This is a genomic window from Sphingosinicella sp. (assembly GCF_013911755.1).
Taxonomy (GTDB): Bacteria; Pseudomonadota; Alphaproteobacteria; order Sphingomonadales; family Sphingomonadaceae; genus Sphingosinicella.
The window spans coordinates 25041-38838 of the sequence record NZ_JACESP010000001.1; the positions used below are offsets into that span (position 1 = coordinate 25041).

The window sequence follows — 13798 nt, forward strand, 5'->3', positions numbered from 1 at the left end:
TGGACCTAGAAGGGTGTAATTGCGGTGAAGAAGCGCTGCAGCCAGCCCATGCGGGTCTGCTGTGCCAGTTCGCCGGTGCCGGAGTAGGCGATGCGGGCGTCGGCGACGCGCGTGGAGGCAACGCGGTTCTCCGGCGTCACGTCCTGCGGGCGCACGATGCCGGAGATCTGCAGATACTCCTCGCCGCGATTGAGCTTGATGAGCTTCTGGCCGCGCACCAGCATGGTGCCGTTGGTATAGACCTGCGCCACCGTGACGGTCATCTCGCCGGTCAGCTGGTTCGACTGCGCGGCGGAGCCTTGCCCCCCAAAAGTCTGGCCGCTGCCTCCCGAAAGCAGCCCGTCCGGCACCCACGAGAAGGGTTTCGCGTCGGGCAGCGTGAGCGACATGCTGCTGTTGCGCGAGCTTGCGCTCGAGACCGACTTCGCCGCTTGCGTCTTTTCGACGAGCACGATGGTCAGTACGTCGCCGACGCGGCGCGCACGATTGTCCTCGACGAGGCTCGCGAAGCGACCGGCCTGGTAGATGGCGCCCGTCGCCTGCACAGGCGGCGTCGGTGCAGGCGCGTGCGACGGCGCGAACTCCGCCATCGGCCGCTCGTACGGCGCCGCGCACGCGGCGGTTGCCGCGAGCAGCGCGAGCGCGGCGAGTTTACAGGTTCTGCGTGACATACTGCATCATCCCGTCGACCGTGGAGATCACCTTCGAGTTCACCTCGTAGGCGCGTTGTGTCTCGATCATGTTGACCATTTCCTCGACCATGTTGACGTTCGAGGTTTCGAGCATGTTCTGGTTGATCTCACCGAGACCATCGACACCCGGCGTGCCGACGATCGGCGCGCCGCTTGCCGCGGTTTCGGCGAACAGATTGTCGCCGAGCGGCTGGAGGCCGGCGGGGTTCAGGAAGTTCGCGACCTGGATCTGGCCGATCTGGCTCGGCGAGGAATCGCCGGCGTTGACGATGCTGACCGTTCCATCCTTGCCGATCGTCAGCGACCGGGCGCCTTCGGGCACCGTGATATCCGGCTGCAGCGGGTAGCCGTCGTTGGTGACGAGCAGGCCTTCCGCGCTCACCGTGAACGAACCGTCGCGCGTGTAGGTGATCGTGCCGTCGGGCTTCAGCACCTGGAAGTAGCCGGCGCCGTTGATTGCCATGTCGGTCGGATTGTCCGTCGACTGCATCGAGCCCTGCGTATTGATCCGCTCGGTACCGACGATGCGCACGCCCGTGCCGACGTTGAGGCCCGTGGCGTACTGCGTCGATTGCTCGCTGTTCGCGCCCGCCTGACGGTAATTCTGATACATCAGGCTCTGGAATTCCGCGCGGTCGCGCTTGAACCCCGTGGTGTTCACGTTGGCGAGGTTGTTGGAGATGACCCTCATGCGCATATCCTGCGCGTCAAGACCGCTCCGTGCCGTATGCAGTGCCGAACTCATCGTCTGGCTCCTTCTTCGTTATTCAAGGCGGAGCAGCGCCGTGCTGCTCAAATCCATGTCGCGCACGCTGGTGACGAGCTGTACCTGCACCTCGAAGGCGCGGGCCTGCTCGATCATCGTGATCATCGATCCCATCATGTTGACGTTCGACCCTTCGAGACCGCCGGTCTGGAGCCGGGCCGTATCGTCCTGCGCGAGCTGTCCGCCGCCCGCCGCGCGCATCAGGTTGTCGAGGCCTTTTTCCAGCTCGTCCGGCTGCGGCGTCACCATTTTAATGCGGCCGACTTCCGTCATCTCGTTGAGCTGACCGCCCTGCGGACGGATGCTTACCGTGCCGTCCGCGCCGATCTCGACCGTGTTCGCCGGGGGCACCGTGATCGGCCCACCCTGTCCGACGACGACAAGGCCGTCGCCGGTTTCGAGGATGCCGGTGGGGCTGATGCGAAGATCGCCGCGCCGGGTGTAGGCCTCGGTACCGTCCGGTGCCTGCACCGCCATCATTGATTCGCCCAGCATCGCCACGTCGAGCGCGCGGCCGGTCTGGTTGACCGTGCCCGGCGCCTGATCGGACTCGAGCGTACCTTCGGCCGCTTGAATGCGGCTGGCGAAGCTCTGCCCGCCGACGAGATGACGGCTCTGCGCGGCGCTGACATCGCGCTTGAAGCCGATCGTGCTCGCGTTGGCGATGTTGTGCGCCGTCACGTCCTGCGCAGCCATGGCGCTGCGCAGGCCGGAGAGGGCGGTATAGACGAGACGGTCCATCAGTGGTTCCGGTCAGGCCGTGTGCGCTTAGCTTCGGATGTTGATGATTGCGCTGGTCATCGCACTGTCAGTTTCGATCGCCTTGGCGTTCGCCTGGAAGTTGCGCTGCGCAGTGATGAGGTTGACGAGTTCCTCGGTGATATCGACGTTCGCCATCTCGAGCGCGCCCGAACGGATCGTGCCCACGCCGCTCGAACCCGCCTCGCCGAGGATCGGTTCACCGGAAATGCCCGTCGAGGTATAATGCGCGTCGCCGGTCTGCTTCAGGCCGTTGGCGTTGGCGAAGGTCGCGACGGCAATCTTGCCGAGCGCCTGCGTCTGACCGTTGGTGAAGCTCGCGCGCACCACGCCGTTGTTGTCAACGGTGACGCTATCGAGACGGCCGGACGGGTAACCGTCCTGCGTCATGGAGACGATCGAAAAAGGATCGGAATACTGCGTCGTCGAAGTGCCATGATCGAGCGAGATAAGCAGGGGGTCGCCGCCCGGAATGGCCAGAGGATCGAAGCCTACGCCTGTGGTCGGCGAGACCAGCTGGCCGAAGTTGTCGAAGCTGAGTTCCATGGGCGACGGGCCCGACGACGGCGTCAGTTCCGTGCCATCGACGATCACATGGACATTCCAGTCGTTCGTTGTTGAGGCCGAGTTCGAACTCGACGTGCGCACGTAGTAGATTTCCGCGGCCATCGGGTTGCCCAGCGAGTCATACACGGTCGTCGACGTGGACCGGTTGTAGGTCGTCGGGTTGTTTGGATCGAACGCATACGGGTTCGAAGGCGTATAGATCGGATTGTTCGGGATCACCTCGGCGTCCGACGGCAGGTTGAGCGCGAGGTTTATGCCCGTCGTCGCGCGCGGTTGTCCCGACGTCAGCGGCAGGCGCAGTGCGCGCGTGTCATTGATGCTGGTCGAAATTACCGTGCCTGAATCGTTGACAGGATAGACCTGCAGTGCCTGGCCACCGCTATCCACGACGAAACGCTCGTTGTTCACGGAAAACGAACCGTTGCGCGTGAACTGCATGTCGGTGGTGCCCGAGGTTGACTTCACCATGAAGAAGCCTTCGCCCATCATCGCGACGTCCATGACGTTGAGGCTCGACTGGATCGCGCCCTGCGTGAACTGCTGCTTGATCGTCTTCAGCGCAGTGCCTGAACCGGCGACGCGACCGGCGCTCTGCAGCGCGGAGCTGGAGATGATGTCGCCGAACTCGGCGCGCGAGCGCTTGAAGCCGACGGTGCCGACGTTCGCGATGTTGTTCGAGGTCGTGGAAAGATCGGTCTGCGCGGCGTTGAGGCCGGTGAGCGAGGTATACATGGCCATGGGTAGGGTCTCCTCAAGAAATGGTGAGAACTAGCTGCTGATCTTCTGAACCTTGTCGAAGGTGACGGAGCCGATGCCGAGCAGATCGAGCGTCATCGGTGTGTTTGCGGTCGCCGTGCTGACGGACTGGACGAGCGCGTAAACGGAAGTGGAAAGCGCCTCGCGCTTGCCGCCCACGTTCGCCGTCGCCTCGATGGTCACGGGCCCCGGCTCAACGGCTTCGCCGGCGTCGTTCTTGCCGTCCCACGCGAATTCGTGGATGCCCTCTTCGACCGCGCCGAGCTTCAGCGTGCGAATCGTCGCGCCGGTGGAATCCTTGATCGCGATCGTCGTATCCGTCGCGCCCTCGGGGATCGTGATCGCCCCGTAGACGTTGCCGGTGCCGTCCGGCACCGCCTTGGTGCCCGATGTCAGCACATATTTGCCGACGAGGCCGGTGGCCGTGGAAAGCTGATTGTTGTTCAGTGAATCGAGGATGCTGCCAAGCTTGGTATTCATCTCCGAGATGCCGGCCAGCGACGAGAACTGCGCCATCTGCGCGACGAACGCTTCGTTCTCGACCGGGTTGAGCGGATCCTGGTTCTTCAGCTGCGTCGTCAGCAGCTTCAGGAAGTCGCTCTGATCGAGCTGGCTCTTCTGCGTGACGGTTTTGCCGGAATCGTAGCTCTTGATGCCGAGCGCATTGAGATCAAGGCTGCTGCTGGTGCTGGTCATGCCTGCCTCACTGTCCGAGTTTCAGGGTGTTCAGCATCAGCGACTTCGCGGTCTGGATGACCTCGACGTTGTTCTGATACTGGCGGGAGGCCTCGAGCAGCTCGACCATCTCCTGCGTCTGGTCGACTGCGGCCTCGTAGATATAGCCGTCCTTGTCGGCCATCGGATGGCCGGGATCGTAGCGCTTCACGGGCGTGCCGCCCGCGGAGACGACATCGACGACGTCCACCGTGGCCGTTGCGCCGCCGTTCGCCTGATCGAAAAAGGTCTCGAAGATCGGCTTGCGCGCCTTGTAGGCCTCTGCCTCGCTGCGCGCGACGGAGCCGGCATTCGCAAGGTTGCTCGCCGTGGTGTTGAGACGCACGAGCTGCGCCGACATGGCGCGGCCCGAAATGTCGAAGATCGAAAGCCCGGCCATCGTCATTCGCCTTTCAGCGCACGCGAGAGCGTGTTGATGCGGCCGTTTAGGAACGCGAGCGTCGTCTGGTACTGAACGGCGTTTTCACCAAAGCGCGTCTGCTCGGTCGAAAGCTCGACTGTGTTGCCGTCGAGCGAGGCCTGGTTCGGAATGCGATAGAGTGCGCCGCCGGCCGCGCCGGGACCGCCCATGCCGATATGGTTGCCGGCGGTGACGGTCAGCGCGCCGCCGCCGCTCTGTGCGGACTTCAGCTGCGCAGCGAAATCGATGTCGCGCGCCTTGTAGCCGGGAGTGGCCGCGTTGGCGATGTTCGAGGCGAGCAGTTCGAGGCGCTTCGAACGGAGTTCAAGCGCCTGTGCGTGCACACCGAAATAATTGTCGAGTACGTCCATAGCGGCACGTCCTGATGGTTTTGTCCGCTCCCGCTCCAGCAAGGGGCGTGCCAGATCGATAACAATATGATTTTAAGCGATATAATTTCAGGTTGAGGGCGTGTTGTCAGAGCCTTGACAGCCCTCCGTCGGTTTCCCGACGCGTTTGCGCGCCCACTTAATCTTAACCCGAAGCTGTCGTTATTCAGACCATGAGACTCATGACGCCCCGGACCGCGTTTGCGGTGCTTGCCCTGTTTGTTCTGCCGGCGCACGCGCAGGAAGCAACGCCCGCCGTGCTGACCGGCGTTGGTTTCGCCCCGATTTCGTCACAGCCCGCGAAAACCGACGAGGAGCGCCGCTTGCTGGCGATCCGCGCCTCGCACCTTGCCGCGCTGCGTAATCTTGCCGAGCAGGTCTATGGTGTGAAGCTGCAGTCGCAGTCGTCCGCGTCGAACACGTCGCTGCAGTCGGATTCGATCCGAGCCACGGTCAGCGGCACGGTGTCCGGCGCGCGCATCGTCAAGATCACGCCGAAGGGCGACGACACTTACGAAACCGTCGTCGAGATGCGGCGGCCAGCGGGCGGGGCCGATTGATGCGCCGCGGGGCCGCCCTTCTTGCCGTTGCCGCCGTTCTTGCAGCCTTTCCGGCGGCAGCAGACGTGCGCGTCGATGTGGAGGGTGCCGCGCCGCTCGGCGCGGATGCGGCTCGTGCGCGCCGCGCGGCGATCGGCGATGCGCTTCGCCAGGCGGTGGCGGCGGGCGGCATGGATGTCGAGGCGCGTACGATCATCGACCGCAACATTGTGCGGTCCGACACGCTCTGGGCGACCGCGCGCGCGAAGGTGACCGCGTTCGAGGTGACGGACGAATGGCGCGAAGCCGGCCTACTGCGCGTTGCTGTATCGGCAACGCTGGCGCCGCTTGAAGCCAATAAATGCGACGCATCGGTGCGTCCCGCGATGCATGTCGCCACGCTGCGGGTCGATATCGACCCGGCGATCGATCCCGCGATCGCGGAGCCGGTACGCGCCGATGCCGAGCGCACGTTCCGGGACGCCTATGGTGAACCTGCAGCCCTGCCGCTTGCCGTCGCGCGGCGGTCGTCGGAGCGTTATATGGCGCTCGCGCACGGCGGCGCACCCGGTTACGGCCTTTTCGTGCAGCCATTCATTGAGATGCGCACGCGCCGGGTCGAAGGCGCCGGGCTGATCACGGGCAAGCGCGCGGAGGCCGTGCTCGGCGTGGAGGTTTACGATTCCGTGCGGGGCACGCTCCTCGGGCGGATCACGCGGGACAGCGGCTGGACGCTCTCGGCGCGGACGTGGGAGTATGTTCCCGCAGACTATCGTCCCTCGCGCCGCGCCGTCGCGCCCGATTTCGGAGGGAAGCTCGCCGATCTCGTCGAGGAAGCGGGGGCGTTCGCGCGCTGCCGCCCGCTCGAAGTGGCGGTAAACGGCGCCTCGGGCGACGAGCTTCTGATCTCGGCAGCGGGCGGCGACCTCGTCGTCGGCGACCTCCTCGGGCTTGGGGACGCGCGTGTCGCGGCAGGCGCAGGGCCGGGTTGGACGTTTGCCGAGGTGGTCTCGGTGTCGGGCAGCGCCGCGCGTGCGCGCGTGCTCGGCGATGGGGTGCCTCCCGGAACGCGGACGGCGCTGCGTCTGCGCTGACGTTTCGGGCTTGGCATGGACATTGCTTTGAAATGTGTCATGCAAGGCTGGATGAACAGAACGACGGTTTCCCGACGCTTGTGGGCATTGGCGGCAATATTTGTCGTCGGTGCGCCCGCGGCGGCGGCACAGCCTGTGATTTTCGAAAACCTCGATCGCCTTGAAGCGCAGATTGGCGACTTCGCCGGGCCGAACCGCGCGCCGCGCGTCGATCGCCGCCTGAAGCTTGGCGCCTGTTCCATTCGGCCGGAGCTGATCTGGTACGGCACGGGGCAGACAACCGTGCTCGTCCGCTGCGGCGGGCCGAACGGATGGCAGATTTACGTTCCCATCGACATGAAGCCGGCGGGGCAGGGAGCTGTGCAGGGCGGAAGCGGCGCTGTCGTCGTCGTTCGCCCGGTGCCGCGCGGCGGCACGATCACGGCCGGCGACGTCGATTTCCGGCCCGATACCTATGTGCCCGGCGGCGTTACTGCGGTCGATCAGGTGGTCGGCAAGGTGGTCATTCGTGCGCTCAGCCCTGGCGAGGCGGTGCGCGCCAACGTTCTGATCGCCGCGAATGCCGTGAAACGCGGCGACCCCGTGCAGATCAAGAGCGGGGGCGCGGGCATCGAGGTCGCGGTCGAGGGGGTCGCCGAACAGGACGCGCCCGTCGGCGGCCGCGTGCGCGTTCGCAACGTTGCGTCCGGCAACCGGATGCAGGCGATTGTGGTCGCTCCAGGAATTGTTGCGCTTCCGGGCTATAAAAATCCGGAAGACGGTCGTGAATGAATTTATAATGGGCTTTTGCGCCGCACAGGCGATGATGAGGCGATAGGATGGTAGACGGAATTTCTGGCCGCCCGGCAGGGCTGAACGGAGCGTCGGTGCTTCTGGACCCGGCTGCCGCGAAGGCGGCGGGGGCCGCGAAGACCGCCACGGCCGAAACCGCGCCGACGCCAGCGCGCGCCGAGCTTTCCGAGCTTGCCACCGCAGCGCGCGATGCCGCCGCCGCACCGATCGATGCCGCGCGCGTTGCCGAGCTTCGCGCCGCCATCGCCAATGGCAGCTACAAGGTCGATCCCGAACAGATCGCGCGCAAGATGGTCGATCTCGATCTCGGCTGGACGGCCGAATGATGGATGCCCCTGCCTACCGGCAGACACTGAAGACCCTGAACGAGACGCTGCGCGCTGAGATCGCGGCGCTGGAAAGCGGGGACATCAGCGTCCTCGAATCCTCGACACCCGCGAAGCTCGCCGCGATTTCTGCGCTGCAGCTCTCGCCCATCGTCGCCAGCGATGCCGAAACCGATGCGCTTATCCGCGAAGGCGCCGAGCTTTGCGAGCAGGCCGCGCTCCGCGTGAACCTGCTGCTTGCGGGCGTCGAACGCCGCCTCGCCGTGCTTTCGCGCGCGGCCGGGCATGCGCCGCAGATCCGCTATGGCCGCAACGGCCGGATGGACGGCGGCTATCGGTCGCTGGACCTCGACTGCGCCTGAGCGCGCTAACTATCTAACACTGGCACGGCCCTTGCTTTGTCTCCCGCAAAGGAGACGAAGCCGTCATGAATCCGACGCCCCTTTCTACGATCGCTGGAGGCGCTGACCGCGTCCGCACGGCGATTGCCGAAGCGAGCCGGCGAACCGGCGTCGATTTCGATTATCTCTACAATCAGGCGAAGGTCGAAAGCGGCCTCCGGCCCGATGCGAAGGCGCGCACAAGCAGCGCGACGGGCCTTTATCAGTTCATCGACCAGAGCTGGCTCGGCGCGCTGAAGCGCCACGGCGCTGAGCACGGCCTCGGTTGGGCCGCGAACGCCATCAAGACCGACGCGCGCGGGCGGCTTACGATTGCGGATGCGGGGCTTCGTCCCGCGATCATGAATCTCAGGAACGAGCCCGAAGCCTCCGCGCTGATGGCGGCGGAGACTGCGCGCGAGAACGGGGCGGCGATCGAGGCGGCAACCGGCCGCACGGCAAACGCCACCGACCTCTACATGGGCCATTTCCTTGGGCCGCGCGGCGCCGCGAAGTTTCTTGGCGCAATGGCGGCGGACCCGGGCCAACGTGCCGATCAGGTCATGCCCGCGGCGGCTGCCGCGAACCGCGCTGTGTTCTACGCCGCGAATGGCACGCCGAGGTCACTGTCGGACGTCTACGAGCGTTTCGCCGCCAAGATGGGTGACGATGCGCCGGATCAGGCGCTCGCGGCCCGCGCCCCTGTCGTGCCCGCCGAACCGCCGCTGCCGATGAGCCTCGCGCTCGCGCTCGCGGGGGAAGATGCATCGGCGCTGGACGGTCTGCTCTCGATCCCGAAACCGGAAGCCGCCCGGCTTGCCTATCTCACGCTCGCCAGCCTCGGCTGAGCGCTTTCACACGGAGTTTGAAGCCTTGAAGACCAGCGCCCGGAGCCGTTCGTGACTGCCGCAACGCTCCAGATGAACCGCTCGATTTGGGCCGGCGCGGGCCGCGCCGCCGTGCTGCCCATCGGCATTCTGCTGCTTGTCGTGCTGATGGTGGTGCCAATCCCGCCGTTCATGCTCGACACGTTCTTCATCTTCAACATCATGATCTCGCTCGCCGTGCTCATGGTGGCGCTGAACACGCAGAAACCCCTCGATTTCTCGTCGTTCCCGACCGTGCTGCTGTTCGCGACGCTGCTCCGGCTCGCGCTCAACGTCGCGTCGACGCGCGTCGTTCTGGTGAATGGCCATGAAGGCCCCGACGCCGCCGGACACGTTATCGAGGCGTTCGGCAATTTCCTGATCGGCGGCGATTACATCGTCGGTATCTTCGTTTTCGCGATTCTGATGATCATCAACCTCGTGGTGATCACGAAGGGCGCGGGCCGCGTTTCCGAAGTGTCCGCGCGCTTCACGCTCGATGCGTTGCCCGGCAAGCAGATGGCGATCGACGCCGATCTAAACGCCGGGCTGCTGACCCCCGACGAAGCCAAGGCCCGCCGCCAGGAAGTGGCGACCGAGGCGGATTTTTACGGCTCCATGGACGGCGCCTCGAAGTTCGTGAAGGGCGATGCTGTCGCTGGCATCCTCATTCTGTTCGTCAACATCATCGGCGGCCTCATCCTCGGCACGGTGCAGCATGATCTGACGCTGGCGCAGGCGGGCTCGAACTACGTGCTGCTCGCGATCGGCGACGGCCTTGTGGCGCAGATCCCGGCGCTGCTGCTTTCGATCGCCGCGGCGATCATCGTCACGCGCGTGTCGTCGCCGCTCGATCTCACCGGACAGATGTCGAGCCAGTTCGGCTCGGCGGGGGCGTGGACGCCGGTTGCGGTGATCCTTGCGCTGCTGGGCGTCGTGCCGGGAATGCCCCACGTCATCATCCTGACGGCGGCCGCGATCGCCGCTGCCGTGGCATGGCACCTGAAGCGGGCGAAGACCATCGCCGATGCTGCGCCCGTCGTCGAGGCGCCGGTCGTCGATCCCAATGCGGAATCGCAGATCAGCTGGGAGGACGTTACCGACAACGTCCAAATCAGCGTGGAGATTGGCTACGGCCTCATCGGCCTCGTCGACGAGAAGCTCGGCGCACCGCTCATGGGGCGCCTCACCGGCATCCGGCGTCAGCTCTCGCGCGAGCTCGGCTTCGTCATCCCGATGATCCGCGTACGCGACAACATGGCGCTGCCGCCCCATGCCTACCGCGTGCTCGTTTCGGGCGTCGTTTACGGCGAGGACGAGGTGGCGCCGCAGGAACTGCTCGCACTCGATTCCGGTCTCGTCCACGCGTCGGTTTCCGGACGTGCCGTCAAGGATCCGACGTTCGGACTCGATGCACTCTGGATTCAGCCGGAAGAAAAGGACCAGGCCATCGCGAACGGCTACACCGTCGTCGACCCGTCGACGGTGATGGCAACGCACGTCAACCAGATCCTCAGCGGCCAGTCGCGCCAGCTCCTCGGGCAGGACGAGGTGCAGAAACTGCTCGACACATTGCAGACCTCCGCGCCGCAACTGGTGGGCGGCGTCACCAAGTCGCTCTCGCTCCAGACGATCACGAACGTCTTGCAGACGCTGCTCGACGAGGCTGTGCCGATCCGCGATTTCCGTCGGATTATCGAGGCTTTGTCGGGCGTCGCGCATCGCACGCAGGATGCCGGCGATCTCACCGAGCTGGTGCGCCCGGCGCTCGGTGGGCTCATCGTCCAGAAGCTCTGCGGCATCCGCGAGCAGCTGAAGATCATCACGCTCGACGGCGAGCTGGAGCAACTTCTTGTCGCCTCCGTGCGCGCCGATCCCACGGGCGCCTATCCGCTCGATCCGGCACTGTCGCAGCGCATCCTTACAGCGCTCGGCGAGGCGGCGCGCCCGCTGTTGTCGGATGGCACGACATTTGCAGTTGTCACGACGCCGCTCGTGCGCAGGCCGCTGTTTCAGCTCCTGCGCCAGCATCTGCCGGATGTGACGGTGCTGTCCTTCTACGAGATTCCGGACAGTCGTCAGGTTCAGGTGGTGGCCGTCGTCGGCCGCGGCAACGAACACTAGGGGAGTTGAGTTCGCGTTATGCAGACCACGACCATCGTAGCGCCGAGCAGCCGCATCGCGCTTGAACGCGTCGCCGAAATGTTCGGTCCTGACGCCATCGTTTACGAGACCCGCACCACGCGCCACGGCGTCGAGGTTGTCGCGGGCGGTATCGAACGGCCGGACCCGCGCCGCGCGGCGGAAATCAAAACGCCCCCCGTATTCACGCCTGCGCCTCAGCCGAAGGGCAAGGATCCGATGGTGCGCTTCATCGCGCAGTCGCGCGCGGTCGGCATCGATCCCGAATTCCTCACCGGCGAAATGGCAGCGGCTGGTGCCGACCTTGCCGATGCCTGGTCGCGCTTCCTCATCCGCGTCGAGCGCGAAGTGAAGATCACGCCGCCGCCGCACACCGATCTCGCGCACGTTTGCGTGGTCGGTGACAGTGGTAGTGCCAAGACGACGACGCTGGCGCAGCTCGCGGCGATGGCGCGTGCGTCGCGCCCTGGCGAACGCATCACGCTGCTTTCCGGCGACCGCCGGCCCGGCGCGCGGGAACAGCTTCGTGTGATCGGCGCCATTCTGAAGATACCGGTCGCCGATCCGGCGCGTGGAGAGAGCCTCGCCGAAGCGGCGCGGCGTCTCTCGCGCAAGGAGCGCCTGTTTATCGATATGCCGAGCGACCCGCGCCTTGCCGCCTGCGAGGTGGAAGAATTGCGTGCCGTGCTAAGCCGTGCCGGCACGCTCACCGTGCTGTGCACGATGCCGCTCAGCGGCCAGCTCGCACGGCATCGCCAGATCGCGGAGATGTTTTCGCAAGGTTTCGATGCCTATGTTCTCACCCATGCGGGTGAAACCCTGCCGCCGGGGGCGGTGCTGACAATGCTGCTTTCAAGCGGAGTGCCGCTTGCCGGGATAGGGCGTTCGGCCGATTTCGGAAGCGGCTACGACGCGGCGCGGGCGACCGGGCTGTGCCGGATGGTCGCTGCGTCTCTCTCCACCGGCGCGACGGCGACGCTGCAATGATCGCCGCTCTCAAGCGTGTGCCAACGGAAGGCTTTTCCCGAATGACTTCGCCCGTGCCGACCGGTCAGGATATCCGCAATCGCCCCGTCGTGGTGGCGGTGGCCAGCGGCAAGGGCGGTGTCGGCAAGACCCACGTGTCGGTCAATCTCTCGGTCGCGCTCGCCAAGTCCGGCAAGCGGGTGATGCTGTTCGATGCCGATCTCGGCCTTGCGAACGCGGGCGTCATGCTCGGCCGCCCGGCGGGCCGCACCGTGCGCGATGCGCTGAAGGACGGCGTGCCGCTCACCGAGATCGTGCAGCCGGGCCCGGCCGGGATCGGGCTCGTCAGCGGGGGATCGGGCGACGCCAGCCTTGCCGTGATCGAGGACGACGTGCTCGACGGTTTCTGCCGCGAGTTCCGCGTATTCGAAGACGATCTCGACTATCTCGTTATCGATACGGCGGCGGGCATCGCCCCCAACGTGACGAGCCTTGTTGAAAAGAGCGATTTCGCCGTCGTCGTGCTCACCGACGAACCGGCATCGTTCATCGACGCCTACGGCCTTCTGAAGGCGCTGGCGCAGCGCGGCCGCTGCCGCGACGTGCTCGTTGTCACCAACATGGTGCCGAACGCGCTGGCGGGCCGCAGGCTGTTCGCGCGCTTCAAGCAGGTGGCGAGCAATTTCCTCGACATCAATCTCGAACATTTGGGTTCGATCCCGCACGACAACCATGTGCACAGCGCCGCGATGCGCAAGCGCTGTCTTGTCGAGGCCTATCCGCTGTCGGCGGCGGGGCAGGCGTTCAATACGCTCGCACTCGACATCGCGAAGCGCACGCGCACGGAAATCCTCGCGGTGCCCAACACCGCATTCTTCGGAGAAGAACGCGATGCACGCGCGGGCTGAGCTTGCCGGAGGTCTTGTTTACGCGCGGCGCCAGGCGGCGCCGACGCCGCAGCAGCGCGTCGAGGCCAACCTCGGTCTTGTGCGCAAGATCGCGTGGCATGTTTTCGGGCGGGTCAGCTCGGCGATCGAGATCGGCGATCTCGTGCAGATCGGCACGATCGCGCTGCTCGAAGCCGCGCGCAATTTCGAGGAGCGCGGCGTTGCCGCCTTTACCACCTACGCCACCACGCGCATCCGCGGCGCGATGATCGACCAGCTTCGGCGGCAGGCGAACATGTGCCGCAGCGCGCTCGTGCGCCGCAAGCAGCTGAACGATGCCCGCCGCGAGGCGGAACTGGCGCTCGGACGTCCCGCAACGCAGATGGAACTCGCCGCACACATGGGCATCACGTTGGAGGCATTGCAGGCCGAGATCGATGCGACGCAGGGTGTGCACTACGAGAATATCGACGAGGTCTATTCGGATCATTCGCAGTGGTTCGCCGATGAAGGCGAGACGCCGGACGAAACGCTTGAACGCAAGGATCTCGAACGCGCGCTCGCCGAGGGGATCAAGTCCCTCCCCGAGCGCGAGGCGATGGTGCTCCAACTCTATTACGTTGAGGAACTGAACCTCGACGAGATCGGGGCCGTGCTCGGCGTCGGCGCCGCACGCGTCTGCCAGATCAAGAAGTCCGCGCTCGACCGGATGCGTCAGGGCCTTTCGGAGTGGGCGGCGTAA

17 protein-coding genes are annotated in these 13798 nt (G+C 65.5%); 10 read left to right on the forward strand and 7 right to left on the reverse strand.

Going from position 1 to position 13798, the window contains the following annotated elements; all coding sequences use genetic code 11:
- Positions 1-5 precede the first annotated feature (5 nt).
- Genes H2052_RS00170 through flgB form a run of 7 tightly spaced genes read right to left on the reverse strand, consistent with a single transcriptional unit; the run spans position 6 to position 5046 of the window.
- Positions 6-671, reverse strand: a complete 666-nt coding sequence (locus H2052_RS00170; RefSeq protein ID WP_293776453.1) for a flagellar basal body L-ring protein FlgH — start codon at positions 669-671, stop codon at positions 6-8.
- Complete coding sequence (flgG, locus tag H2052_RS00175; RefSeq protein ID WP_293776456.1) at positions 652-1437, reverse strand: flagellar basal-body rod protein FlgG; 786 nt, start codon at positions 1435-1437, stop codon at positions 652-654. The genes H2052_RS00170 and flgG overlap by 20 nt, the downstream gene beginning before the upstream one ends.
- 18 nt (positions 1438-1455) lie before the next feature.
- Positions 1456-2199: a flagellar basal body rod protein FlgF gene (gene flgF, locus H2052_RS00180; protein WP_293776459.1), complete on the reverse strand. Its 744-nt coding sequence runs from the start codon at positions 2197-2199 to the stop codon at positions 1456-1458.
- Positions 2200-2226: 27 nt separating this feature from the next.
- Positions 2227-3522, reverse strand: coding sequence for a flagellar hook protein FlgE (locus H2052_RS00185; RefSeq protein WP_293776462.1), 1296 nt, complete (start codon positions 3520-3522; stop codon positions 2227-2229).
- A gap of 30 nt (positions 3523-3552) precedes the next feature.
- Positions 3553-4236: a flagellar hook assembly protein FlgD gene (locus tag H2052_RS00190; RefSeq protein WP_293776464.1), complete on the reverse strand. Its 684-nt coding sequence runs from the start codon at positions 4234-4236 to the stop codon at positions 3553-3555.
- Between the two features lie 7 nt (positions 4237-4243).
- Positions 4244-4654 carry a flagellar basal body rod protein FlgC gene (gene flgC, locus H2052_RS00195; protein WP_293776467.1) on the reverse strand — a complete coding sequence of 137 codons (411 nt, stop codon included), beginning with the start codon at positions 4652-4654 and terminating at the stop codon, positions 4244-4246.
- A 2-nt stretch (positions 4655-4656) separates the two neighbouring features.
- The gene (flgB, locus tag H2052_RS00200; protein WP_293776470.1) at positions 4657-5046 is read right to left on the reverse strand and encodes a flagellar basal body rod protein FlgB; all 390 of its coding nucleotides are present in this window, start codon (positions 5044-5046) and stop codon (positions 4657-4659) included.
- A gap of 200 nt (positions 5047-5246) precedes the next feature.
- Between flgB and H2052_RS00205 the strand changes: the two genes are divergently transcribed.
- From H2052_RS00205 to fliA, 10 genes are all read left to right on the forward strand, one after another.
- Entirely contained in the window at positions 5247-5624 is a 378-nt protein-coding gene (locus H2052_RS00205) for an LPP20 family lipoprotein (protein WP_293776472.1), read from the forward strand.
- Positions 5624-6697: a flagellar assembly protein T N-terminal domain-containing protein gene (locus H2052_RS00210; protein WP_293776474.1), complete on the forward strand. Its 1074-nt coding sequence runs from the start codon at positions 5624-5626 to the stop codon at positions 6695-6697. Before H2052_RS00205 ends, H2052_RS00210 begins: the two co-directional genes overlap by 1 nt.
- A gap of 51 nt (positions 6698-6748) precedes the next feature.
- Positions 6749-7468: a flagellar basal body P-ring formation chaperone FlgA gene (gene flgA, locus H2052_RS00215; RefSeq protein WP_293776476.1), complete on the forward strand. Its 720-nt coding sequence runs from the start codon at positions 6749-6751 to the stop codon at positions 7466-7468.
- 47 nt (positions 7469-7515) lie between these two features.
- The gene (flgM, locus tag H2052_RS00220; protein WP_293776478.1) at positions 7516-7815 is read left to right on the forward strand and encodes a flagellar biosynthesis anti-sigma factor FlgM; all 300 of its coding nucleotides are present in this window, start codon (positions 7516-7518) and stop codon (positions 7813-7815) included.
- On the forward strand, positions 7812-8177 hold the full coding sequence (locus tag H2052_RS00225) for a hypothetical protein (protein WP_293776480.1): 366 nt from the start codon (positions 7812-7814) through the stop codon (positions 8175-8177). Before flgM ends, H2052_RS00225 begins: the two co-directional genes overlap by 4 nt.
- A 65-nt stretch (positions 8178-8242) precedes the next feature.
- A complete protein-coding gene (locus H2052_RS00230; RefSeq protein ID WP_293776482.1) occupies positions 8243-9043 on the forward strand; it encodes a lytic transglycosylase domain-containing protein in 801 nt (266 codons plus the stop codon).
- 72 nt (positions 9044-9115) lie between these two features.
- On the forward strand, positions 9116-11185 hold the full coding sequence (gene flhA / locus H2052_RS00235; RefSeq protein WP_293777203.1) for a flagellar biosynthesis protein FlhA: 2070 nt from the start codon (positions 9116-9118) through the stop codon (positions 11183-11185).
- Positions 11186-11203: 18 nt separating this feature from the next.
- A complete protein-coding gene (locus tag H2052_RS00240) occupies positions 11204-12190 on the forward strand; it encodes a hypothetical protein (RefSeq protein WP_293776484.1) in 987 nt (328 codons plus the stop codon).
- Between the two features lie 41 nt (positions 12191-12231).
- Entirely contained in the window at positions 12232-13077 is an 846-nt protein-coding gene (locus H2052_RS00245) for a MinD/ParA family protein (protein WP_293776486.1), read from the forward strand.
- Positions 13061-13798, forward strand: coding sequence for an RNA polymerase sigma factor FliA (gene fliA / locus H2052_RS00250; RefSeq protein ID WP_293776488.1), 738 nt, complete (start codon positions 13061-13063; stop codon positions 13796-13798). The genes H2052_RS00245 and fliA overlap by 17 nt, the downstream gene beginning before the upstream one ends.